Source organism: Actinacidiphila polyblastidii (assembly GCF_036353415.1).
Classification (GTDB): domain Bacteria; phylum Actinomycetota; class Actinomycetes; order Streptomycetales; family Streptomycetaceae; genus Actinacidiphila; species Actinacidiphila polyblastidii.
Window position 1 is genome coordinate 116,300 of the sequence record NZ_JAZEWV010000004.1, and the last position, 23,330, is coordinate 139,629.

At 74.5% G+C, this 23,330-nt stretch carries 15 protein-coding genes and 1 pseudogene; 4 read left to right on the forward strand and 12 right to left on the reverse strand.

Annotation, left to right across the window (positions count from 1 at the left end):
- Positions 1–34: 34 nt before the first annotated feature.
- Positions 35–997, reverse strand: a complete 963-nt coding sequence (locus V2S66_RS07295; protein ID WP_330793694.1) for a transglutaminase-like domain-containing protein — start codon at positions 995–997, stop codon at positions 35–37.
- A gap of 300 nt (positions 998–1,297) precedes the next feature.
- Between V2S66_RS07295 and V2S66_RS07300 the strand changes: the two genes are divergently transcribed.
- Together V2S66_RS07300 and V2S66_RS07305 are read left to right on the forward strand one after the other, a co-directional pair.
- Positions 1,298–3,136, forward strand: coding sequence for a TIGR03767 family metallophosphoesterase (locus V2S66_RS07300; RefSeq protein ID WP_330793695.1), 1,839 nt, complete (start codon positions 1,298–1,300; stop codon positions 3,134–3,136).
- Between the two features lie 121 nt (positions 3,137–3,257).
- The gene (locus V2S66_RS07305; RefSeq protein ID WP_330793696.1) at positions 3,258–3,572 is read left to right on the forward strand and encodes a hypothetical protein; all 315 of its coding nucleotides are present in this window, start codon (positions 3,258–3,260) and stop codon (positions 3,570–3,572) included.
- A gap of 67 nt (positions 3,573–3,639) precedes the next feature.
- Here V2S66_RS07305 and V2S66_RS07310 read toward each other — a convergent pair whose 3' ends face one another.
- On the reverse strand, positions 3,640–4,320 hold the full coding sequence (locus V2S66_RS07310; protein WP_330793697.1) for a response regulator transcription factor: 681 nt from the start codon (positions 4,318–4,320) through the stop codon (positions 3,640–3,642).
- Complete coding sequence (locus tag V2S66_RS07315) at positions 4,317–5,609, reverse strand: ATP-binding protein (RefSeq protein WP_330793698.1); 1,293 nt, start codon at positions 5,607–5,609, stop codon at positions 4,317–4,319. Before V2S66_RS07315 ends, V2S66_RS07310 begins: the two co-directional genes overlap by 4 nt.
- 134 nt (positions 5,610–5,743) lie before the next feature.
- Between V2S66_RS07315 and V2S66_RS07320 the strand changes: the two genes are divergently transcribed.
- Positions 5,744–7,084: a PspC domain-containing protein gene (locus V2S66_RS07320; protein WP_330793699.1), complete on the forward strand. Its 1,341-nt coding sequence runs from the start codon at positions 5,744–5,746 to the stop codon at positions 7,082–7,084.
- Entirely contained in the window at positions 7,081–7,317 is a 237-nt protein-coding gene (locus V2S66_RS07325; RefSeq protein WP_330793700.1) for a hypothetical protein, read from the forward strand. The genes V2S66_RS07320 and V2S66_RS07325 overlap by 4 nt, the downstream gene beginning before the upstream one ends.
- Before the next feature lie 49 nt (positions 7,318–7,366).
- On the opposite strand, the pseudogene V2S66_RS07330 reads toward V2S66_RS07325, so the two are convergent.
- From V2S66_RS07330 to V2S66_RS07370, 9 genes and pseudogenes are all read right to left on the reverse strand, one after another.
- A pseudogene (locus V2S66_RS07330) lies at positions 7,367–7,825 on the reverse strand (DoxX family membrane protein); the annotation flags it as partial.
- Between the two features lie 114 nt (positions 7,826–7,939).
- Positions 7,940–9,544, reverse strand: coding sequence for a glutamine-hydrolyzing GMP synthase (gene guaA, locus V2S66_RS07335; protein WP_330793701.1), 1,605 nt, complete (start codon positions 9,542–9,544; stop codon positions 7,940–7,942).
- A gap of 391 nt (positions 9,545–9,935) precedes the next feature.
- A complete protein-coding gene (locus V2S66_RS07340; protein ID WP_330793702.1) occupies positions 9,936–11,795 on the reverse strand; it encodes a GMC family oxidoreductase in 1,860 nt (619 codons plus the stop codon).
- A gap of 13 nt (positions 11,796–11,808) precedes the next feature.
- Positions 11,809–13,446, reverse strand: a complete 1,638-nt coding sequence (locus V2S66_RS07345; RefSeq protein WP_330793703.1) for a succinic semialdehyde dehydrogenase — start codon at positions 13,444–13,446, stop codon at positions 11,809–11,811.
- A gap of 156 nt (positions 13,447–13,602) precedes the next feature.
- The gene (locus V2S66_RS07350; RefSeq protein ID WP_330793704.1) at positions 13,603–15,174 is read right to left on the reverse strand and encodes a serine/threonine-protein kinase; all 1,572 of its coding nucleotides are present in this window, start codon (positions 15,172–15,174) and stop codon (positions 13,603–13,605) included.
- A 290-nt stretch (positions 15,175–15,464) separates the two neighbouring features.
- Entirely contained in the window at positions 15,465–17,492 is a 2,028-nt protein-coding gene (locus V2S66_RS07355) for a protein kinase family protein (protein WP_330793705.1), read from the reverse strand.
- Positions 17,493–17,698: 206 nt separating this feature from the next.
- Positions 17,699–19,609, reverse strand: coding sequence for a protein kinase domain-containing protein (locus V2S66_RS07360; protein ID WP_330793706.1), 1,911 nt, complete (start codon positions 19,607–19,609; stop codon positions 17,699–17,701).
- Positions 19,610–19,712: 103 nt separating this feature from the next.
- Complete coding sequence (locus tag V2S66_RS07365) at positions 19,713–21,437, reverse strand: serine/threonine-protein kinase (protein ID WP_330793707.1); 1,725 nt, start codon at positions 21,435–21,437, stop codon at positions 19,713–19,715.
- Between the two features lie 60 nt (positions 21,438–21,497).
- Positions 21,498–23,204 (reverse strand): glycerol-3-phosphate dehydrogenase/oxidase, encoded by a 1,707-nt coding sequence (locus V2S66_RS07370; RefSeq protein WP_330793708.1) that lies wholly within the window; start codon positions 23,202–23,204, stop codon positions 21,498–21,500.
- Between the last annotated feature and the right edge of the window lie 126 nt (positions 23,205–23,330).

Below are 23,330 nucleotides of genomic sequence, written 5' to 3' on the forward strand. Positions count from 1 at the left end.
CAGAAGCTCCGCCGTACGCCGGCCCCGCGCCACGTCAGCGCAGGGTGACGTGGCGCGGGCCGGCCAGCGGGGCCAGGGACAGCACGGTGCGCGGCGTGCGCAGGCCGTCCTCCTCGGCGAACATCGCGCGGGCGGCGGCGAAGGGCACGTCGCCCGCGACGATCGCGGCGGCCCGGTCGTAGAGGCCGCGCACCTCGTCCGTCAGCTTCGCGTCGCCGTCCGCGCCGGCGTCGCCCGCGTCGAAGGCGCCGGCGCCCCAGACGTCCCACAGCAGCGTCTCGACCTTGTTGAGGAAGGCGAGGTCGAGCCGGACGTTCCCGGCCACGAACCACGCGCCGATCATCGGCGCCTCGGGCAGGTTCAGCCCGAAGGACGCCGGGTCGGCCTGACCCGCCCGGATGCGGTGCCATGCCTCGCCCGCGACCAGGAAGCGGTCGCGCGGCACGTCCGCCGGGTCGAAGTCCACGGGGTAGCGCTCGGGGTCGGCGAGCTGCGGGTCGGCCAGCCGCCAGGCGCCGCGCTCCTCGTCCCAGAACTCGGTGACCACGTGGTCCCAGTGGAAGCCGGTCGCGTCGAAGTAGTCGGCGAACCCGGAGCGCATCCGGGCCGGAACGCCCAGGTGCCGCAGCATCGAGACGTGCAGCAGGGTGAAGTCCCGGCAGATCCCGACGAAGCGGTCGCCGAAGTCGCGGCGGCAGCCGAGCGGCCGGCCGTCGCGCGCCGTCACCAGCCGCAGGATGTCGTCGACATAGCGCGTCTCCGCGTCGTCGCGCATCCGCTCCTCGGGTATCGGCGCGTCGCTGAACCCGCCCTCCATCCGGTGGATGAGCAGGTCGCGCACGGTCCTGGCGAGCTGCCCGGCGTCGCGGGGCAGCTCCGCGTACCACCCGGCCAGCTCTCCCGGGTCGGACACCGTGCTCTGCGCGGCGTAGAACTCCCGCTCCTGCGGCGCGAGCCCGACGCCCCTCGATCCACCGGCGTTCTCGGAAACGGACACTGCGGTACCCCCGGTTGCCGACGCGGCCTGTCCCCGCTGGACGTCCGCCGGCGCACACCGTGCCAAATTTCGCCGTGAATTGTCCAGCGCCGGACAGCGCTGTCCAGCCCGATGGACGCCCCCTCGCCATCCTGAATTCACACGGAGGGCTATTCCCCGGTCATTCCGCGGCGCTCGGGACCAGCTCCGCGCTGCCTGGCCTGTTTCCCGGCCGGCAGCGTTCCGGTCCTGTTCACAGGCAGGCCATGCCCGGAGCCGAACCTCCAGGTGAGGGAATTCCGCATTTCACCGGAGGCTTTCATGGCCGGGACTCGTTCCGCCGTCAACCGCCGTCATTTCCTTCTCACCTCAGGGTCCGTCGCCGCCGGCGCCGGCGTCGCCTGGGCGATCACCGGGGCGGCGGGGCCGAGCAGCGCCGCACCCGTCACCGCGGCGGCCGCCCCGGCGGGACCGCGCAAGAACGCGGGACCGGTGCGGCTGACCGGACCCGCCGTGGTGCGGCGCGCCGCGCCGTACGGGACCACCACGCTGGAGTCGACCGCGCGGCTGCAGGGCTCCGGCGCCTACCGGCGGATCGGCGCCGGGCCCGGCTGGCCGTCGGCCGTGCGCACCGAGCTGGCCGCGGCCGACAGCCGGCGGACCGGGCGACGGGTCCCGCTGGCGTGCTTCGTGCAGTTCACCGACCTGCACATCGCGGACGTGCAGCACCCGCTGCGGACCGAGTTCCTGCGGGCCGGCTCGCCCGGGTCGTGGCGGGTGCAGGAGGCCCTGTCGGCGCAGGGCGCGGTCGCGCTGGTGGAGCAGGCCAACGCCCTGCGCGCCGGCCCGCACACCGGGCTGCGCCCGGCCTTCGTCATCTCCACCGGGGACAACGCCGACAACAACGCGGCGATCGAGCTGGAGTGGTTCCTGACCGCGATGAGCGGCGGCCGGATCACCCCCAACACCGGCGACCCCGGCCGGTACGAGGGGGTCCAGGACTCCGGGCTCGCGCTGTTCTGGCAGGCCGAGGCGGCGCTGCGGGACCAGGACAAGCAGCGCGGGCTGCCCCGCGTGCCCGGCTACCTGTCGGCCGCGACGGCCCCGCTGACCAGCCCAGGACTGGACATCCCGTGGTACTCGACGCCCGGCAACCACGACGCGCTGCCCGGCGGGTGCATCGCGCCGCAGGACCCGGAGCTGCACGACCTCGCGGTCGGCGCGCGCAAGCTGCTGACGGTGCCCGACACCGACGTGGCGGCCTACCGCAAGGTGCTGGTCAGCGGCGCCGACCCGAAGAGCGCCGTGCTCAAGGACATCCTGCGCAGGAACGCCGCCGGGGCCAGGACCGTCACGCCCGACCCGCGCCGCCGGATGATCACCCCGCACGACTACCTGACCGCGCACCTGGACCCGGCGTACGCGGGCCACGGCCCGGCCGGGCACGGCTTCACCGAGGACAACCTCGACGGCGACCGGATGTACTACGCGTTCGAGGTCGCCCCGGGCGTGCTCGGCATCAGCCTGGACACCACCTACCGCAGCGGCCACCTGGAGGGCTCGCTCGGCACCGACCAGCTGCGCTGGCTGGAGCGGACGCTGACCGCGCACAGCTCGCGGTACTACGACACGGACGGCCGCGCGGTCACCCACAGCGGCGCCGACGACGCGCACGTGCTGGTGTTCAGCCACCACCACAGCCCGAGCATGACCCGGCGGCCCGACGCCACCGACGAGGACAAGCAGCGGCACGACGGCCAGGAGGTCATCGCGCTGCTGAGCCGCTTCCCGAACGTCGTGGCGTGGATCAACGGACACAGCCACGTCAACAAGATCACCGCGCACGGGCACGCCGTCGCCGCCCGCTCCTTCTGGGAGGTCAACACCGCCTCCCACGTCGACTACCCGCACCACGCCCGGCTCTTCGAGCTGGCCGACAACCAGGACGGCACGGTGTCGCTGTTCACCACGCTGATCGAGTCCGCGGCGCCCTACCGCGCCGACGCCGCCGACCTGTCCTCGGTGGGCCTCGCCTCCCTGTACCGGGAGCTCTCGTACAACGCGCCGGGGCTGGCCGCCACGCTGGGCGGCGGCGTCAAGGAGTCCTCCGCGGGGGCGCGCCAGGACCGCAACACGGAGCTGCTGCTGCGCCGGGCGTGAGGCGCTCCGCGGCGGTGACTCCAACCGTTGGGGGAAAGCGACCCACAGGCGGGCCCGGCGGGCGTAATGTCGTCTGTCGCCCTGGACGGGGCCGGTTGCCGGACTGACGGGAGAACGCACGATGCAAGCCCTGACGGCGGGTTGGGGAGCCTGGGTGGCGGCGTACGAGCTGCACTGCAAGGCGCTGCCGGAGCGCGCGGGGCACGTCAGGTGCCCCACGTGCGGCTGCCCCGACCTGCGGCTGACCTTCACCGGGCTGCCGAAGGAGCGCACCGGGTACGCGGCCTTCTGGTGCGACGGCTGCCTGGTGGGCATCCACCTGAGCCGCCGCACGGTGCCGGAGGGGGCGCCGATGGAGTCCCTGGAGACGCCGGTGGAGCAGCGCGCGGTGAAGGTGCCCAACTACACGCTGCTCTGGCCGGACGAGGACGCCTAGGGCCACCGGCCGGGCCGCCGCCGGGCGGCCCGGGGTCACACGGCGGCGGTCACCCGCCGGCGCGCGGTCACACCAGCCGGCGCGCGGTCGCCCAGCGGGTCAGCTCGTGCCGGTTGGACAACTGCAGCTTGCGCAGCACCGCCGACACGTGGGACTCGACGGTCTTCACCGAGATGAAGAGCTGCTTGGCGATCTCCTTGTACGCGTAGCCGCGGGCGATCAGCCGCAGCACCTCGCGCTCGCGGGTGGTGAGCCGGTCCAGGTCCTCGTCGACCGGCGGCGCGTCGGTCGAGGCGAAGGCGTCCAGCACGAACCCGGCCAGCCGCGGCGAGAAGACGGCGTCCCCGTCGCGGACCCGGAAGACCGAGTCGATCAGGTCGGGCCCGGTGATCGTCTTGGTGACGTACCCGCGGGCGCCGGCCCTGATGACGCCGATGACGTCCTCCGCGGCGTCGGAGACCGACAGCGCGAGGAACCGCACCGGCCGCTCCGGGTCGGACGACAGCGCGGCGCAGCGGCGCAGCACCTCGACCCCGCCGCCGCCGGGCAGGTGCACGTCGAGCAGCACCACCTCGGGCCGCGTCGCGGTGACCACGGTGACCGCCTGTTCCACGTCGGCCGCCTCGCCGACCACCTCGACGCCGGTCTCCTCGGTCGTCCCGATCTCCGCCTGCACCCCGGTGCGGAACATGCGGTGGTCGTCGACGAGCACCACCCGGACCCGGCGTCCAGCCTCGCTGTCGCTCATGCCGATGCCACCCTCTCCATCTCCAGCTCCACTTCCGTGCCGCCGCCGGGCGCGGGCCGCAGCCGCGCCTGCCCGCCGTTGCGCTCCATCCGGCCGATGATCGACTGCCGGACGCCCATCCGGTCCTCCGGGACCTCGTCGAGGTCGAAGCCGGGGCCGTGGTCGCGGACCGAGACGAACACCCGGGCCTCCTCCACCTCGGCGTACACCTGCACCGGTTCCGCGGCGGGACTACCGTACTTGGCCGCGTTGACCATCGCCTCGCGCGCCGCCTGCATCTGCGCCACCAGCCGGTCGTCGAGCGGGCAGTCACCGACGCAGACCACCTCCACCGGCACCCCGTGGGCGTCCTCGACCTCGGCGGCGGCCGCCCGCGCCGCGTCGGCGAGGGTGGTCGGCTCGTCGTCGCGGCCGGTGCCCTCGGGGCGGTAGAGCCAGGCCCGCAGCTCGCGCTCCTGGGCGCGGGCGAGCCGGGTGACCTCGCGCGGGTCCTCCGCGTTGCGCTGGATCAGCGTGAGGGTGTGCAGCACCGAGTCGTGGACGTGCGCGGCGACCTCGGCGCGCTCCTGCGCCCGGATGCGCATCAGGCGCTCGGCCGACAGGTCCTGCGTCATCCGGACCAGGTAGGGCCCGGCGATCAGCGCGACGCCGACGAGCACCGCGAGCGCGGCCTGCAGGATGCCGCCGAGGTGGCTGCCCGAGCCGCGGACCACGATGAAGCCGGTGACGCCGGCGATCACCAGCGCGACGCCCGCCGCGGCCCTGGCCAGCGGCCAGAACCGCTTGCCGTGGCTCATCTCCACCCAGCGGGCGCGGCGCGCGTTGTCCGCCTGCCGCCAGACCAGGGCCACGCCCAGCGCGATGACCAGCAGCGGCCACACCGCGCGGTTGGCGGCGCCGAGGTTGAGGTTGTCGACCAGGATGCCGGTGCCGGCGGCGAGCGCGATCAGGGCGAGGATCTGGCCCTTGTCGGGGCGCTTGCCGGCCAGCCAGGACCGGGCGTCGCGCGGCTCCTTCGCCTCGGCGACGCCGCCGACGCCCAGCGGCACGAAGAACCAGAAGACCGCGTAGAGCAGCACGCCGATGCCGTTGAAGGCGGCCAGCACGATGAACAGCGCCCGCACCCACAGGACCGGCAGGCCCAGGTGCCCGGCGAGGCCGCGGGCCACCCCGCCGACCATCCGCCCCTCGGAGCTGCGGTACAGCTTGCGCACGCCGGAGTCCTCCGGCTCCGGCGGGGCGAGGAACGACGCTCCGCTGGGGCCGGAGGGCGGGCTGCTGGCTGACATGCCCCGATCGTCACACAGGGCCGCCGTGCGGGGCATCAGGGTTGACCCCCGAAGGACTCTCAGGGGCCGGATCAGGGTCGTACCAGGGCGGGGGCGGGTGCCGGGCGCCGCCGCGAACCGCCACCATGGTCCGTATGACGGACCATCCCGCCCCCGGCCCCGCCGACCGCGCCCCGCACGACGGCGCCGCGGCCGAAGGCGACACGGCACAGGCCGACGCGGCGGACGGCGGCGGGCGGCCCCGGCCGAGGCTGACCCGCGGCCGCGACAAGGAGAAGGTGCTGGCCGGCGTCTGCGCCGGCGCGGGCCGCTACTTCGGCGTGGACCCGGTGATCTTCCGGGTGGTGCTCGCGGTGCTCTCGCTGACCGGCGGCATCGGCCTGATCGTCTACGGCATGGGGTGGCTGGTCGTGCCGCAGGAGGGCGAGCGGGAGAGCGAGGCGCAGCGGCTGCTGTCCGGCCGGATCGAGGGCGCGCCGCTGACGGCGGTGCTGATGGCGCTGGTCGGCTGCGGCCTGTACGCCTCCATGATCGGCAACGGCGCGAACCAGGCGTTCTCGCTCGTGCTGCTGGCCGCGACGGCGGGCGCTGTGTACTGGTCGCAGCAGCGCCGCCGGCTGGAGGAGGCCGGGCAGGCGCCGTTCACCGCGGCCGGCACCGGCGGCGCGACCCGCGCGCCGGGGGCGGTCCCGGACGCGCCGCCCGCCGTGCAGGCGCCGCCGGAGCCGGGCGCCACCTCCTGGTGGCGCGAGCCCCTGACGAAGGAGCCGGCGTATCTGTGGGGCCCGGACGACGGACCGTACGGCGCGAGCGACAAGCGGGCGTGGAAGCAGCGGATGAAGGCGGCGCCGGAGCGGCGCAACTGGGTCTTCAGCTTCCTGCTGTTCGTGGCGGCGGTGGCCGCCGCGGGCATCGGCGCCGGCGCGTCCTGGCCGTACCAGCCGGCGGCGGTCAGCGCGGAGATCGGCCTGGCGGCGGCGCTCGGGGTGCTCGGCGCGGGCTTCGTGATCGCGTCCTTCGCCGGGCGGGCGCGCGGCGGCACCGTGTTCTGGGCGCTGGTCACCGTCGCCGGGCTGATCGGCGCGGCCGCGCTGCCCAAGTCCGGCCAGGGCGCGGGCTCGCAGACCTGGCGGCCCTCGGCGGTCGCGGCGGTGCAGCCGTCGTACGAGCGCGGGGCGGGCCGCGGGGTGCTGGACCTGACGGCGCTGCCGCTCGCCGGCCGCACCGTGCGGACCCGGCTGGAGATCGGCGCGGGCGAGGCCCGGGTGCGGCTGCCCCGCGACGCGACCGTGCGGATCGACTACGACCTGGGCGTCGGCGCGGTGGAGCTGCCCGACCAGCCGAACGACGGCGTGCAGATCAAGAAGTCGCGGCACGGCAGCATGAGCTTCGACGCCCCCGCGGGCACCATGCCCGCCGGCACCATCGACCTGGAGGTCAGCGTGGGAGTGGGCAAGCTGGAGGTGATCCGGTGAGGCGGCACCGCTTCGAGCCGGCGGCGCTGGTGATGGGCCTGGTCCTGCTCGCCCTGACCGTCTTCTTCGTCCTCGACGCCTGCCGGGTGTGGGACCTGTCCGCGCCGGACCGCTCGGTGCCGATCGCGGGCGGCGGCCTGCTGCTGGCCGCCGCGACCGCGATCCTCACGCAGGGTGTTCGGACCGTGCGGGGGCTTCGGTCGCGCCGGCGCCGCCGCGCCTCGGGCCGCTGACGGCGGCGGCGCCCGACGGCGCGGCCGTGCCGCGGCGCAGGAGCCCGCCGCGCCGCCGCCCGGCCAGGGAGTCGAGCGACAGGTACGGCGTGCCCGCGAGCACCAGCGGCAGCCAGGCCATCAGGTACGCGAGGTCGTTGCCGTAGTAGTACGGCGTCGTGGACCAGCTGACCGTCAGCCACAGGCTCAGCGAGATCAGGGCGCCGCCGAGCGCCGCGACCCGGCCGAGCAGCCCGGCGAGTACGCCGAGCCCGGCGGCCAGCTCGCCGAGGGCTATGGCGTAGCCGAAGCCGTGCGGCGCCTTCAGCGCGAGGTCGATCATCGCCGGGATCGCGGCCTGGTCGTGCGCGCCGTGCAGGATCTGCACCAGCGAGCCGTTGGCCGAGTCGGTGAAGAAGGTGTCGCTGGTCAGCTTGTCGAGCCCGGCGTACACGAACGTCACGCCGAGGAAGATCCGCAACGGCAGCAGTGCGTAACGCCGAGCGGTACTCCGCCACACCTCAAGCATCGTCTCCCGCCTCTCCCGCCGCCGTGTCGTGGGGTGGAAGCGGTTCTTCCGGTGCGGCGGCGTGCACCGGGACATACGGACGCGCGGCGCGTCCGACTCAACGGGGCGTCGACGTCACTCCCACTCGATGGTGCCCGGGGGCTTGCTGGTGACGTCGAGGACGACCCGGTTGACGTCCTTGACCTCGTTGGTGATGCGGGTGGAGATCTTCGCGAGCACGTCGTACGGCAGCCGCGACCAGTCGGCGGTCATGGCGTCCTCCGAGGACACCGGGCGCAGCACCACGGGGTGCCCGTAGGTGCGGCCGTCGCCCTGCACGCCCACCGAGCGGACGTCGGCGAGCAGCACCACGGGGCACTGCCAGATCTCGCGGTCGAGGCCGGCCGCGGTCAGCTCCTCGCGGGCGATGGCGTCGGCCTCGCGCAGCAGGTCCAGGCGCTCCCCGGTGACCTCACCGACGATCCGGATGCCGAGGCCGGGGCCGGGGAAGGGCTGCCGCTGGACGATCTCCTCGGGCAGGCCCAGCTCCTGGCCGACCATCCGGACCTCGTCCTTGAACAGCTTGCGGAGCGGTTCGACCAGCCGGAACCGGAGGTCCTCGGGGAGGCCGCCGACATTGTGGTGGGACTTGATGTTGGCGGTGCCGGTGCCGCCGCCGGACTCCACCACGTCCGGGTAGAGGGTGCCCTGCACCAGGAACTCCACCGGGTGGTCGTCCGGCGCCTCGGCGACGATCTCGGCCTGTGCCTGCTCGAAGACCCGGATGAACTCCCGGCCGATGATCTTGCGCTTCTGCTCGGGGTCGGAGACCCCGGCGAGCGCCGCGAGGAACCGCTCCGAGGCGTCGACGACCTTCAGCTTCACGCCGGTGGCGGCGACGAAGTCCTTCTCGACCTGCTCGGTCTCGCCCTTGCGCATCAGGCCGTGGTCGACGTAGACGCAGGTCAGCTGGTCGCCGATGGCCCGCTGGACGAGGGCCGCGGCGACCGCGGAGTCCACGCCGCCGGACAGTCCGCAGATCGCCCGGCTCGCGCCGACCTGCGCGCGGATCAGGGCGATCTGCTCGTCCACCACGTTGCTGGTGGTCCACTCCGGCTTGATGCCGGCGCCGCGGTAGAGGAAGTGCTCCAGGATCTGCTGGCCGTGCGTGGAGTGCAGCACCTCGGGGTGGTACTGGACACCGTAGAGCTTGAGGTCGTCGTTCTCGAAGGCGGCGACCGGCACGACGCCGGTGGACGCGGTGACGGTGAAGCCCTCGGGCGCGGCCGAGCAGGCGTCGCCGTGCGACATCCACACCGACTGCTCGGCGGGGGTGCCCTCGAAGAGCGTCGAGCCGGGCTTGGAGACGCTCAGCTGGGTGCGGCCGTACTCGCGGGCGCCGGTGTTGTCGACGGTGCCGCCGAGCGCGGTGGCCATCAGCTGGAAGCCGTAGCACATGCCGAAGACCGGCACGCCGGCCTCGAAGATCGCGCGGTCCAGCGACGGGGCGCCCTCGGCGTACACCGAGGAGGGGCCGCCGGACAGGATGATCGCGCTGGGCCGCTTGGCGAGCATCTCGGCGACCGGCATGGTCGAGGGCACGATCTCGCTGTACACCCGCGCCTCACGCACCCGGCGGGCGATGAGCTGGGCGTACTGCGCTCCGAAGTCGACGACGAGAACGGTGTCGACGGCCTGCTCGAAAGCGGAGTCGTGGGCGGACGGGGTCGCTGATGCCACGGGCGGCCTTCCGGCGGTTGCTCAAGGGGGGCGACCCCGAGTCTACCTTCGCCTTTCCGCGTCGCGGGCCGCACGCCCGGGGCACCCCTTTCGAGGGGGATCACCCGAACGGCACGTGACCGCCGCAGGCCCGCTTCGTTGGACGGGTTGTCCGTGCCATCCAGGGGCGGTAACCGACACCACGCGTGGAACAGGACACCGCCCAGACGCAGCTGGGCGGAGTGTGACCGGTGCGATGAGGCGGCCGCAGGCTTGCGCCCGCCGTGGGACCTCGCACCGGTGTGAGTGACCGGACAGCAGGGGACAGCAGCCCGGTCGCGACTCAAAGAGGCGGTCGGTCTCCAGGGACGCCTGGGGCCGGCCGCTCTGCGAAGGACACATTACAGCGTGTTCAGGGCTTTTTGGACGCGTTTTCCACCTCGGCGGCCCCTTGCGTCCCGTCCGCACCATCGGCTGCGGCGGTGCGCGGCGGTACCGCGGGGACCGGCAGCAGCGGCAGCCGCAGCGCCCCGAAGGCGTCCTCCGGCACCGCGGGCGCGGCCGGCTCCACCGCCGCCACCACCCGGTACGGCTCGCCCTGCGCCGGACGCGGGTCCCGCTGTCCCTTGTTGGGCCACAGCGACATGGCGCGTTCCGCCTGCGCGGTGATGGTCAGCGACGGGTTGACGCCCAGGTTCGCGGAGACCGCGGAGCCGTCCACCACGTGGATGCCCGGATGCCCGTAGAGCCGGTGGTACGGGTCGATCACCCCGTGCTCGGCGTCCTCCCCGATCGGGCAGCCGCCCAGGAAGTGCGCGGTCAGCGGGCGCTCGGTGGCCTCGCCGACGTTGCTGCCGGCGAAGCCGCCGATCTCGGCGGCGATCAGCCGGGCCGCCTCGGCGCCCTCGGGGATGTGCGTGGGGTTCGGGGCGCCGTGGCCCTGGCGGGCGGTGAGCAGCCCCTTCCCCAGGCCCTTGGCTTTGCGGTAGGTGGTCAGCGAGTTGTCGCTGGTCTGCATGACCAGGCCGATGATGGTCCGCTCCGACCACTTGTAGGTGACCATCGAGCGCAGCGTCAGCACCGGGTGCCTGGCGTTGTTGGCGACGAACTCCAGCCAGCGCGGCGCCTTCCCGCGGTGCGGCGCGGCCAGGATCGACAGCGAGCCCATCGAGTTGGAGCCCTTGCCGTAGCGGACCGGCTCGATGTGGGTGTGGTCGTTGGGGTGCACCGAGGAGGTGATCGCCACGCCCCGGGTGAAGTCCAGCGGCCGGTCCGGGTGGCGCCTGCGGTAGCGGCCCGGCGAGGTCTGGGCGCCCACCAGCGCCTCGGAGTTGGTCCGGGTGAGCACGCCGAGCCGCGCGGAGGTGCCGGGCAGCCGGCCCGCGTCGCGCATGGCGTGCAGCAGCGTCTGGGTGCCGTAGGTGCCGGCCGCCAGCACCACCTGGCGGGCCCGCAGCACGGTCCTGCGGCCCTTCCTGCGCCGGTCGGTCGGCACGGTGGTGACGCGGTAGCCGCCGTCCGGCTCCTCGGTGACGTCGACCACGGTGGTCATCGGGTGGATCACCGCGCCCGCCTTCTCGGCCAGGTGCAGGTAGTTCTCGTTGAGGGTGTTCTTGGCGCCGTGCCGGCAGCCGGTCATGCACTCGCCGCACTCGGTGCACGCCCTGCGGGCCGGGCCCGCGCCGCCGAAGTACGGGTCGGCCACCTCCTCGCCGGGCGCCGCCCGCCCGTCGCCGTCCGCGTCCCGGCCGTCGCCGAAGAACACGCCGACCGGCGCCATGTGGAAGGTGTCGCCGACGCCCATCTGCTCCGCGGCCGCCTGGAGATGGACGTCGGAGGGCGTCATGGTCGGGTTGAGCCGCACTCCGAGCATGCGCTGCGCCTGGTCGTAGTACGGCGCCAACTCCCGCTGCCAGTCGGTGATGTGGCCCCACTGGCGGTCCTGGAAGAAGGCGGCGGGCGGCACGTACAGGGTGTTGGCGTAGTTCAGCGAGCCGCCGCCGACGCCCGCGCCGGCCAGCACCAGCACGTTGCCCAGCACGTGGATGCGCTGGATGCCGTAGAGGCCGAGCGCCGGCGCCCACAGGTAGGTGCGCAGGTCCCAGGAGTTCTTGGGCAGTTCGTCGCGGGCGAAGCGGCGGCCGGCCTCCAGCACGCCGACCCGGTAGCCCTTCTCGGTCAGCCGCAGCGCCGAGACGCTGCCGCCGAAGCCCGAGCCGACCACGACCACGTCGTAGTCGAACGCGTCGTCCCGCGTTGCCTCGTGTGTCACCGACGTCCTCCGCTCAGCGCATCCGCAGGGTCTTCATCAGCCGCAGCGACCTGGTCAGGAAGGCCGCGTACCGCTCGTCGTCCATCCCGAACGCCGGCGCCATCGGCATCAGCCGCTGGATCGCGACGGTCTGCGCCTCGGTGTACTTGAGGATGCCCTCGGAGCCGTGCCTGCGGCCGAGTCCGGAGTCCTTCATGCCGCCCATCGGCGCCCGCACGCTGCCGTACGCCGCCGCGTACGCCTCGTTGACGTTCACCGTGCCGGAGCGCAGCCGGGCCGCGATCCGGGCGCCGCGCCGCGTGTCGCGGGTCCACACGCTCGAGTTGAGGCCGTAGTCGGTGGCGTTGGCGCGCTCGATCGCCTCCTCCTCGTCGCGGAAGCGGTAGACGGAGACGACCGGGCCGAAGGTCTCCTCGGTGCAGACCGCCATCGGCGCCTCCACGCCCTCCAGCACGGTCGGCTCGTAGACGTACGGGCCGAGGTCCGGCCGGGCGCGGCCGCCGGCCAGCACCTTCGCGCCCTTCTCCCTGGCCTCGTCGACATGGCGGGTGACCGTCGCCAACTGCCGCTCGCCGACCAGCGATCCCATGCCCGCGCCGTAGGCGAGCGCGGTGCCGAGCCGGATCGCCCGGGTCCTGGCGACGAACTTCTCGGTGAAGGCGTCGGCGACCGACTCGTCCACGAAGAGCCGCTCGATGGAGATGCACAGCTGGCCCGCGGAGGCGAAGCAGGCCCGGACCGCGCCCTCCGCCGCCTTGTCCAGGTCGGCGTCGCGCAGCACCAGCAGGGCGTTCTTGCCGCCGAGTTCCAGGGAGGCGCCGACCAGCCGGGCGGCGGCGCGCTGGGCGACCTCGCGGCCGGTGCGGGTGGAGCCGGTGAAGGAGACGTAGTCGGCGTGCTCGACGACCGCGGGCCCGACGACCGGGCCCTCGCCGATCACGATCTGCAGCACGTCCGCGGGCAGACCGGCCTCGATCAGCTGCTCGCGCGCCCACAGCGCGGTCAGCGCGGTCTCGGTGTCGGGCTTCATCACCACCGCGTTGCCGGCCGCCAGCGCGGGCAGCGCGTCGCCGACGGACAGCTCCAGCGGGTAGTTCCAGGGGGCGATCTGGCCCACCACGCCGCGCGGCTGCCGCAGTTCGACGGTTCTGGTCAGGGTCGGGATCGCGCCGGTGTGCCGCTTGGGCCGCAGGTACGAGGGGGCCTTGAGGCCGTAGTGCCGGGCGGCCATCGCGACCACCTGCACCTCCTCGTGGGCGTGCAGCCGGGCCTTGCCGGTCTCCACCTGGATCAGGTCGAGCACCTCGGCCTGCCGGGAGAGCACCAGGTCGTGGAAGCGCAGCAGCACCCGGGCGCGCTGCCGTGCGGGCAGCGCCGCCCACGCGGCCTGCGCCGGCCGGGCGCGGCCGAACGCCTCGGCGACGTCCTCGGGCGTGGCCTCGGGCAGCACGGCCAGCCGCTCACCGGTCAGCGGCGTGTGGCCGGCGGTCGCGCCCGAGCCGATCACGCCGCGGGTCAGACGCGCGACCAGGTCGGGGGTGACGACGTCCTGCGGGCCGCGCGCGGTGGTGGGCGCGGCCGGGTTGCCGTCGGCGGGGGCGGTCGGGCCGCCGTCGGCGACAGGCGTGCTGAGCTCCGGCGAATCCGTCATGCGGCGAGATTACGGCCGCGGGACTGCTGTGGATACCCATCAGTAGCCATTTTCTCGGTGATCCGCGCGACCATGCCAGCGCTCGGTGGCCGCGTTCGCATCGCCCCAGGTCGCGCGGGCGTAACCGGCGGTAGCAGAGGGGCGCCGCGGTGCTGCTCAGGAGCCCTGGAAGGACGCGACCGCGGTGTCGAAGGCGGCCCGCGCCGCCTCCGTCCGCGCCACTGGCGCCGAGAGCCACACGTCGTACATCCGGCCCCCTTCCGTCCAGCACAGGTCGAAGGTCCTCCGGGCGCCCCTGCCGTCGCCGAAGCCGTCGTTGGTGAACTGCCACAGCGCGGCGGGCAGGCCGTGCCGCGCGGTCCTGGTGATGAAGCCGTCGCGGTAGCCGTGGTAGGCCGCCGGGCCCTTCGCGTGCTGGTCGGCGAGCACCGCGTACGGGCCGCGGGGGTCGGGCGGCTGCTCGCGCTCGCCGAACCGGAAGCTGCGGTCGGGCGACCAGTAGTACGTCCGCAGCACCCCTGCGGCATCCCGCTGCGGGTCGCGGACGTAGCCGGCCGGCAGCACGGTGGAGAAGCCCGACGGGTCGGTGTAGCGGCGGGAGCCGGCCGGGACGTCCGCGGGCGTCGTGGCCGCGGGTGTCGTGGAGGCGCGGGCCGTCGTGGCCGGCGCGGTGGTGGTCGGCGGCGCGCCGCCGGTGTCCGAACCGCCGCGGGTCACCACCAGCGCGGCCGTCGCCCCCGCCACCACGGCGATCACCGTCGCCGCCACCGCCGCCAGCGCCCACCGGCCGCGCGGCCCGCGCCGCGGCGGGGCCGGGACGGGCGCGGTCACCGCCTCCGACAGCGGCAGCCGCGGCGTCGGGCGATCCGCCGGCGCGACGCCGGTCTCCGCGTACGCCATCAGCACGGTCCGCACCTCGGCGGCGGCCATCCGGCGCGCCGGGTCCCGCTCCAGCAGCCCCCGCACCACCGGCAGCAGCGGGCCGACCGTCGTCGGCGGGGTGATCTCCCCGATCGCCACCGCGTGCACGATCTCGCCGATCGACTCCCGGTGGAACGGCGAGCGGCCGTCCACCGCCGCGCACAGCAGCGCGCCGAGCGACCACAGGTCGGACTCCGGGCCAGCGCCGCCGCCCGCCATCCGCTCCGGCGCGGTGTACTCCGGCGAGCCCATGAACGCGCCGGTCTCGCTGATCGTGGCGCTGCCCGGGACCCGTGCGATCCCGAAGTCGGTCAGCACGACGCGGCCGGTGGCGCGCTCGATCAGCACGTTCGCCGGTTTGACGTCACGGTGCTGGATGCCGTGCTCGTGCGCGGCGAGCAGCGCACCGGCCACCGCGGCGCAGATCCGGGCGGCCTCGCGCGGCGCGAGCGGGCCGTCGTCGCGCAGCACGTCGGCCAGCGAGCGGCCGTCGACCAGCTCCATCACGATCCACGGGCGGCCGTCCTGCTCCACCACGTCGTGCACCACGACGACGTGCGGGTGGCGGATCCGCGCGACGCTCCGCGCCTCCCGCAGCGCGCGGTCCCGGCGGCGCTCCGCGTCCGGCTCGCCCAAACCGGTGTCGGGCAGGTGCAGTTCCTTGACGGCGACCTGCCTGCGCAGCAGGTCGTCGGTGGCGCGCCACACCGTGCCCATGCCGCCGCGGCCGAGGCGGGCGGTGATGCGGTAGCGCGCGGCCAGCGTGCGTTCCGGCTTCGCCGGTGGCCGGCCCCCGTCGCTCCCCATCCCCCCATCATCCCCCACCGGTTGCCCGTGCCCGGGCGCGAGCCCGTTTTCCCCGCGCGAGCGGTGCGCTGGGCGCGCGGCCCTTGTTCCAGGGGCGCGGGGAACTGCGCGACCAGCCACCACGACGGCTGCACGTCCCCACCGGCCCGAAGGGGCGATTCCCGTCGCCGACGGACCACCGACCGGCGACCGGTCACCCGCGCCGTCCCCGCGCCCCCGGTGGGGCGCCACGCCCACCGCCGTCCGGGCGCCAGTCCGGGAGTCGGGGTGGGCGTCGGACGGGGGGTGGGTCAGCCGGAGGCGTATGTTTCCACCGCTTTGTCGAAGGCGCGCTGGACGGCGGCCCGTTCGGAATCGGGGCCGGCGATGAGGACGACGTGGTAGCGCCCGCCGATCTGGACGGCGAGATTGCGGGCGTACACCGTGTTGTCGCCGGCGTCACGCCACGTGTACTCCCCCTCCGCGGCGGGACGCCCCCGTACCGTGAGGGACTGGAGGCCGGACGCCGAGGACCAGGACGACGCCCGGAAGTCGGCGAGTTCGGACTCGACGAGCTGGTAGGCGAGCGGATCGTCGGAGTCGCCGGTGGCCCGGTCCCGGCCGGGGACGACGGTCATCTGCAGCCCGCTGCCGGAGAACCGCACCTCGTCCCTGGCGTTCTTGCCGGCGCGCAGCCACCCGGTGTGGACGGCGACGGTGAACCCGGCGGAGTCGGTGTGCAGGGCGAAGTCCGAGCCGAGGTCGGGCGGCGGCGGGGCGGCCGGGGTGGTGGGCGCGGCCTTCGTGGTGGGCGCGGCCTTGGTGGTGGGCGCGGTGGTGGCCGGCGTGGGGGCCTTGCCGCCGCCGTCGCCCGCCGCGCCGCCGGACACCTGGGCCGGCACCGTCCGGGTACCGTCCGCACCGCTCTTCGCGGCGTTGCGGTGCGGCATGACGAGCAGCGCGTAGAGCACCACGGCGAGCAGGATGACCAGGACGGCGACGAGCAGCCGTACGCCGAGCCGGCGCGGGGAGTCCTCGGCGCGGCCCGCGGTGCGCGAGGAGACCACCTGCTCGCGGTGGAAGAGCTGCTCCTGCCGCATCTCGCTGCGGGCGGCGGCCGGTTGCGGCCTGGTCTCGCGGGCCGGGCGGGCGGCCTTGGCGGGCCTGGTCTCGCGGACCGGCCGGGCCGCCTTGGCCTGCTTGCCGCGGGCGTGCCGCCGGTGCTGGGCGCCCATCGGCTCGGCCGCGGTCCTGCGCCGGCGCCGTACCAGCTCGCCGCGGCGCCGCTTGACCGGCAGCTTCGCCGGGTCGGTCGGCACCTGGACGGTCGGCACGCCGATGTCGGGTTCCGGCGCCGAGCGCACCAGCGAGCGCAGCCAGCCGCCCAGCTCCTCGGCCTCGGGCCGCTCCTCGGGGTCGGGGCGCAGCAGCGACTCGACGATCGGGCGCAGCGCGCCGCACTCCTCGGCGAAGGCGGGCGGCTCGGCGCAGACCATCTGGACGAGTTCGGCCGCGGACTCCTCGGGGTAGGGCGGGTGGCCCTGGACGCTGCGGAAGAGCAGCGACCCGAGCGCCCACAGGTCGGCGGCGGGGCCGACCGGCGGCGACAGCCGCCAGTTCTCGTGGACCGCGTGGGCCTGCTCCGGGGCCCAGCGTTCGGTGACCGCGCCGACCACGGTGATGCGGTTCTGCCGGGCGCGTTCCTGCTCCAGGGCGGAGTGCGGGCCGTGCCAGGGCGGCTCCGCGGCCGAGCCGTCGCCGCCGGCCAGCACCTCCTCCGGCAGCGGGTTGTAGCCGCAGAGCGCTTCCTGGGCGGCGCCGGCGGCGAGCCCGGCGAGCATCGCCCGGCCGTCGTCGGCGATCAGCACGGTGCTCGCGGTGACGTTGCGGTGGGTCCAGCCGCTGGCGTGCACCGCGCGCAGCGCGGTCAGCACGTCGGAGGCGACCTCGGCGGCGCGGTAGGCGTCCAGCGGGCGTTCGACGAGCAGGGCGGCGAGCGGGCGGGCGGACACCAGTTCGCTGGCGATCCACAGGCTGCCGTCCTCGACGAAGATGTCGAAGACCTGCACCAGCCGCGGGTGGTCGGCTATCGCGGCGGCGGCGCGGGCGGCGTCCAGCGCCCGGCGGGCGCTCTCGCCGAGCCCGTCGTGGTCGGCGAACCCGTCCTCGCCGTCGGCGGGTTCCGCGCTGACCACCTCGGGCAGCAGCACCTGCCCGACCAGGACCTCCTGGCCGCTGTACGTGTCGAAGGCGCGGGTCTCGACCAGCTCGAACTCGTCGGCGGGCGGCCGCGGCAGCCGGTACCGGTCGGCGAGCACCCGTCCTGCGTATTCGTCCACGGCGCCCCCCTTTCCGGCCCGTTCACGTCACTGCCCGAACCGATCCGATCCGGACACATGCGGATGCGGACAGTCCACACCCACTCACGATACGTGCTTCCGGTCCACGGTAGTCCCCGAACGGCCCGCCGGAACCGGCCCGTTCGCGCGTGTGGCGCGACGGCCGCCTTTCACAGCTGCGGTTACCCACTCGCGGGGCCCGCGATTCAGCCGACGGACCGGAAAGTGTCGTAGAACCCGTTGCGCGTCGCCTGGCCGCCGGCGCTGTCCCAGTCGGAGGCCGGGAGCGACACCATGATCGCGTAGCCGTGGTGGTCGTCCACCACGAAGCCGCGGTCCTTGACGTGCGTGTGGACGCCGCCCTTCTCGGTGCGGGTGAAGTCCCAGTCGGCGACGGTGCGGTAGCCGCGCCACTGGATCGCCTTGATGCCGATCAGGTGGTAGTCCTGGCTGCTGCGCCCGACGCCGGGCTCGATGTCCTCCCAGTTGGCGGCGGCGTCCGTGCCGGGTGAGGAGGTGAAGTCGACCTGGACGCGCGGGTATCCGCCGTCCGCGCTGTAGATCGCGCCGGAGCCGCCCGAGGTGGTGCCGGTCCAGTGCCAGCCGGGCGGCATCGCCACGGCGAAGTGGAACCTGGTGTTGGTGACCATGTGCCAGCCCGCCGGGAGCTTCGCCGAGCCGCCGGTCCCGGCCGAGGCCGGCCCGCCCGACGGCGTGCCGGCCGAGTCGTCGGACGAGCCCTTGCCGTCGTCCGAGCCCTTGCCCTTGCCGTCCCCGCCGTCCTTGCCGGTCCCGGTGCTCGTCCCCGCGCCGGCGGTCGTGGTGGAGCCGCCGCCGGGGGTCTGCGTCCCGGAGCTCTTCGTGTGGCCGTGGGTGGCCGCCGGGCTGGCGCCGCCCTTGTCCGGGTTCTTGCTGTCGCCGCCCCCACCGCCGGAGTTGGCGATGGCGACGCCTATCACGGTGCCCAGCAGCGCGAGGACGAGCGCGGCGACCACGATGACCAGGGTGCGGCGCGGCACCACGTCGGAGAGCGACGAGGGCGCGGACGGCCGTACCGTCTCCGGGGTGCCGGGCTCGGGGGCGGGCCGGGGGCGGGCGCCGGCCTTGCGCACCGAGCGCAGCGCGTCGCGCACCCTGGCCTGCTCGGCGGCGGCCTCGCGGGTGGCGGGCGGCGCGTCGGTCGGGGTGGGCTGCGGGTCGACGGGCATGAGCGTGGTCCGGGTGTCGCCGGTCGGCGCGGGCGGCGCCACCGGGCGCTCGGGGGCCTTGACGACGGTGGTGAGCAGCGCCCGCGCCCCGGCGTCGTCCAGCCGCTGCTCCGGGTCCTTCACCAGCAGGCCCCTGATCGCCTCGGCGAGCGGTCCCGCGTTGGCCATCGGGCCGACCGGCTCGGTCATCACCGCGGTCAGCGTGGCGATCGCCGAGCCCTTGTCGTAGGGCGGCCGGCCCTCGACGGCGGCGTAGAGCAGCGCGCCGAGCGACCACAGGTCGGCGGGCGGGCCCGGCTTCTGGCCGCGGGCGCGCTCGGGCGAGATGTACGAGGGGGCGCCGACGAGCATGCCGGTGGAGGTCACCGAGGGGTCGCCGTCGATCTGCGCGATGCCGAAGTCGCCGAGGACCACCCGGCCGCCGCCGGAGTCGCCGTCCGAGGGGCGGTCGGCGATCAGCACGTTGGAGGGCTTCACGTCGCGGTGCAGGATGCCCTCGGCGTGCGCGGCCTTGAGCACGTCGAGCAGCACCAGGCCGACCTCGGCGGCGCGCCGGGGGGTGAGCGGGCCGTCCTCGCGGATGGCGTCGGACAGCGACCTGCCCTCGACCAGCTCCATCACGATCCAGGGCCGGTCGTCCTCCTTGACCACGTCGAAGACGGTGATCGCGCCGGTGTTGCGGATGCGCGCGGTGGCCTTGGCCTCGCGCAGGGTGCGGGTGACCAGCCGGCGCTTCTCGTCCTCGTCGACGTTGCCGGGGAAGCGCAGCTCCTTGACGGCCACGGTGCGGCCGAGCGTCTCGTCGACGGCCCGCCACACGGTGCCCATACCGCCCTTGCCGAGGACCTCGCCGAGACGGTACCGGTCGGCGAGCAGACGTCCCTCGGTACGGTCTTCGTCCTCGCTCATGGGTGCTGTCCCTCTGCCGTGCCGGCTGTTGTCGACTTGTCGCGCCGTCAGCGGGCGCACGAGTCCATCATCCCCGAACCGGGGACGGCGAAGCGAACCCGGCTTATCCGCCGGAAAGCCGGAAACCGGCCAGCGCGGTGTTGAAGACCGGCAGGTAGTCCAGCCAGTCGGCCTCCGGAGCGGACAGGTACACCGCGTACTCGGTGCCGCCGGCCTTCCCGAACCCCAGGTCGATGGCGCGGTAGGAGCGCTTCGACCCCTTGAAGGTGAACTGCCAGATGGCCGCGGGGTCGCCGAACCGCTCGGTGGGATCGAGCCGTTCGCGGTGGTAGTCGTCGACCTGCGCCTCGGTCTCGGGCTCCAGGTTCTGCCAGTGCTGGTAGGGGCTGGTGCTGGCGAAGGGCAGCGCGCTGACCTTCAGGCCGACCCTGCCGGCGTCCTGGGCGTCGCCGTCGTTGACCCAGTCCAGCTCGTCGCCGCCGTTCTTCTCGGAGCGGGTCCAGCCGTCCGGCACCGGCACCGAGTAGCCGCGCTCCGGGTTGGCCTCCAGGTGGTAGCCGTCGGGCACCGGCGGTGGCGGCGCGGTGGTGGGCGTGGCCGAGGGCGTCGTGGGTGCCGTGGTCGGCGGCGTGGTGGCCGGCCGGGTGGTGGGACCGTCCGCGGTGCTGCCGCCGTGCCCGGCGCGCTGGTGCTGGACGGCCAGGGCGGTGCCGGCGGCGAGCACCGCGACGGCGAGGGCGGCGCCGATCCACCGGCCGGCCCGCCGGGGCCGCTGGTGCACGCCGGTCGGCCCGGTGGGCGGCTCCTGCCCCTGTCCGGCGCCGTGTCCGGCGCCGTCGCCCACCCGCGCTGTCGGCGGCTCGTACGGGCCCGCCCCAGCCGATGTGCCCGTCGCGCCGGTCTGGCCGTACACGCCGCCCTGGAGTCCGTCCGTGGCCGACTCCGACCCGTACGCGCCCGGCGGCCCGAGCCGGTCGTGGTCGACGAGGGCGGTGTCCGGCTCGGCGGCCGGCAGCCGCAGCATCCACTCGGCGTCCTCCGCGGACAGCCGCTCGTCCGGCTCCTTGACGAGCAGCCTGGCGATCACCTCGGTGAGCGCGCCCGCGTTCGGCGCGGGCACCACCGGCTCCTCGGCGATCGCGTAGGCGGTCTCGATCGCGGTGGGCCGGCGGAAGGGCGAGGCGCCCTCGACCGCCTGGTAGAGCGTGGCGCCCAGCGCCCACAGGTCGGCGGCGGGGCCGGGCGGCACGCCGCGTATCCGTTCCGGCGACAGGAAGTCGATGGAGCCGATGAGTTCGCCGGTGCGGGTCAGGGTGGAGGTGCCGGACGCCTGCGCGATGCCGAAGTCGGTGAGGACCACCCGCTGGTCCTCACCGAGCAGCACGTTCCCCGGCTTGACGTCGCGGTGCAGGATGCCGGCGCGGTGGGCGGCGCGCAGCGCGGCGACCATCCCCCGGCCGATCCTGGCCACTTCGGCGACCGGCAGCGCGCCGTCCTGCTTGAGCCGCTCGCCGAGGGTCAGCGAGGGCACGTACTCCATGACGATGGAGGGCAGTCCCGCGTCGTCCACCACGTCGTGCACGACGATGACGTTGGGGTGGCTGATCCGGGCGGCGGCGCGCGCCTCGCGGCGGGTGCGCTCGAAGAGGGTGGCCAACTCCTCCTCGTCCATGTGCGGTTGCGGCGGGTGCAGTTTCTTCACCGCGACCTGGCGGCCGAGCAGTTCGTCCTCGGCGCGCCAGACGGTGCCCATGCCGCCGCGGCCGATCCGCTCCAGCAGCCGGTAGCGGCCCGCGACCAGCCTGCCCTCGTCGACGTCTCCGACCATCTCGTGTCCTCCGCCTGCCCCCGTTCGCGCGCAACTCCAGGCCGCGCCCAGGCAATCCGCCTAGAGAGGAACGATATCCGGCGCCCCCAGCCGGGCCGCATCCGCGGTCTGGTCGTCGGGCTGCAACTGCGACTCCCGCTCGGCCTCCACGCGCTTCTCGTAGTGCTCGACCTCGCGGTCCACCTGGCCCTGGTCCCAGCCCAGTACGGGCGCCATCAGCTCGGCGGCCTCGCGGGCGCAGCGGGTCCCGCGGTCGAAGGTCTCGATGGAGATCCGGGTGCGGCGGGTCAGCACGTCCTCCAGGTGGCGGGCGCCCTCGGCGGCGGCCGCGTAGACGACCTCGGCGCGCAGGTAGTCGTCGGCGCCGGTCAGCGGGCGGCCCAGCTCCGGGTCCTGGGCGACCAGGTCGAGGACGTCCTCCGCCAGCGAGCCGTAACGGTTCAGCAGATGCTCCACCCGGGCGACGTGGACGCCGGTGCGGGCCGCGGTGCGGGCCCGCGCGTTCCACAGTGCGTGGTAGCCCTCGGCGCCCATCAGCGGCACGTCCTCGGTGCAGCACTCCGCGACCTTGCGGTCCAGGCCGTGCACCGCCTCGTCGACCGCGTCCTTGGCCATCACCCGGTACGTGGTGTACTTCCCGCCGGCCACCACGACCAGACCGGGCGCCGGGTGGGCGACGGTGTGCTCGCGGGACAGCTTGCTGGTGGCGTCGGACTCGCCGGCCAGCAGCGGGCGCAGCCCGGCGTACACCCCCTGGACGTCGTCCCTGGACAGCGGCGTGTGCAGCACCGAGTTGACGTGTTCGAGCACGTAGTCGATGTCGGCGCTGGACGCGGCCGGGTGGGTCTTGTCCAGGTCCCAGTCGGTGTCGGTGGTGCCGACGATCCAGTGCCGGCCCCACGGGATGACGAACAGGACGCTCTTCTCGGTGCGCAGGATGAGCCCGCTGGTGGAGTGGATGCGGTCCTTGGGCACCACCAGGTGGACGCCCTTGGAGGCGCGGACGTGGAACTGCCCGCGCTCGCCGATCAGCGCCTGCGTGTCGTCGGTCCACACGCCGGTGGCGTTGACCACCTGACGGGCCCTGACCTCGTACTCGCCGCCCTGCTCGCCGTCCTGCACCCGGGCGCCGACCACCCGCTCGCCCTCGCGCAGGAAGGCGGTGACCCGGGCGTGGTTGGCGGCCAGGGCGCCGTAGGAGGCCGCGGTGCGGGCCAGGGCGACCACCAGGCGCGCGTCGTCCACCTGGGCGTCGTAGTACTGCAGGGCGCCCACCAGGGCGTCCTTGCGCAGCGCGGGGGCGACCCGCAGGGCGTGCTTGCGGGTGAGGTGGCGGTGCAGCGGCAGGCCGCGGCCGTGCCCCGAGGAGATCGACATGGCGTCGTACAGCGCCACGCCGGAGCCGGCGTAGATCCGCTCCCAGCCCTTGTGCTGGAGCGGGTAGAGGAACGGCACCGGCCGCACCAGGTGCGGGGCGAGCTTCTCCAGCAGCAGGCCGCGTTCCTTGAGCGCCTCGCGGACCAGGGCGAAGTCCAGCATCTCCAGGTAGCGCAGGCCGCCGTGGATGAGCTTGCTGGAGCGGCTGGACGTGCCGGACGCCCAGTCCCTGGCCTCCACGATGCCGGTGGACAGGCCGCGGGTGGCGGCGTCCAGCGCGGTGCCCGCGCCGACCACCCCGCCGCCCACGACCAGGACGTCGAGTTCGTGCTCGGCCATCCGGGCCAGTGCTCCGGCTCGTTCGGCGGGGCCGAGTGATGTGGTGCGCATCCGTGCCTCCGTGGCTGCGTCGCTGGGCGGGACGGGATCGTCCGCTGTCCGGGACCTCCTTCGATAGTGACCGGAACCGCCGCGACCGGCCAGCCCGGATCGGCGCGCCGAGTGGTCATATCAGTC